Origin of the sequence: Sphingomonas oleivorans (assembly GCF_003050615.1) — a bacterium.
GTDB classification, from domain to species: domain Bacteria; phylum Pseudomonadota; class Alphaproteobacteria; order Sphingomonadales; family Sphingomonadaceae; genus Sphingomonas_H; species Sphingomonas_H oleivorans.
The window spans coordinates 1-1,042 of the sequence record NZ_NWBU01000013.1 but is presented as its reverse complement, the minus strand read 5'-3'; the positions used below and the strand labels follow the sequence as shown (position 1 = coordinate 1,042).

Below are 1,042 nucleotides of genomic sequence, written 5' to 3'. Positions count from 1 at the left end.
TCCGACACTTGGACGTCGAGCTGGCTGAGGATGGAGGCGGGGATGGTGCAGACGCACCAATCGGCCTTGACCTCGCGCACGGCATTGCTCGGAATGTCCTGATAGGTGATGGTGACGCCGTTCTCGCCCTGCGCGATCTTGGTCACCTTGGCGTTGTAGGTGATGAGATTCCTGACCTGCCGGGCGAAGGCCTTGCCGATCATGTCCATGCCGCCGACCGGCTGGAACATCGTCGTCTGCATGACATAGTTGAAATAAAAGGACATGGTGTTCCAGATCTTGGGATCGAGCACGTCCTTCAGCCCGAAGATCTGCGACGGCGTCGGCGCGCCGTCGACGCCGCCGCCCGGTGCATGGTCGTAGCCGCGCTGGGCCGAGACCTTGAGGCTGCTGCTATAGGCCATATTCTTGTCGAGCACGCCCCAGCCGCGCAGCGCTTCGAGCAGGCGCTCGCGATCTTCCTTGGTCAGCTTGTCGTCGAGCGCATTCTGGTTGACCGCCTTGGCGAGCAGCTCGGAGATATGGCCCTTGAAGTCGACCGCGACCTCGCGATAGCGCTGCGGCTTGCCGCCGAACGCCTTGCTGCTGTGGACATAGGCATTGTGGTTGAGCTGGATGAAAGGCTCGAGCGCCACGCCGAACTGCTGGCAATAATGGAGCAGCCCGCGATGGTGGTAGGGGATGCGCCATGGGCCGGGATTGAGATAATTGCCCGGCGCGAACGCCACCTTCTGCGTGGCGCCGCCCACTTCCGTATAGCTGTCGCCGCCGCGCAGCGACCAGTTCCGGCCGCCGGGGCGGGTCTGATATTCCAGGATCTGGACCTTGTAGCCCGCCTTGGCCAGCTCGTAAGCCGCCAGCATGCCGGCGAGCCCCGCCCCGAGCACGATCACCGATGCGCCCTTGCGGGCGCCCGTCAGCCGCGGCGGGCCGCTGAACGTCGTCGGCGCCGCATGGCCCAGCGCCGTCATCGCCTGGTAAAGTGCTGCCGCCCCACCTGCCTTGCCGATGGCGGACAAAAGCTCACGCCGTGTCGGCGGAT

General features: G+C 64.9%; 1 protein-coding gene. It reads right to left on the bottom strand.

Going from position 1 to position 1,042, the window contains the following annotated elements; all coding sequences use genetic code 11:
* On the bottom strand, positions 1–1,042 hold a 1,042-nt coding region (locus CLG96_RS14870; RefSeq protein WP_107969010.1), incomplete at both ends, for a flavin monoamine oxidase family protein.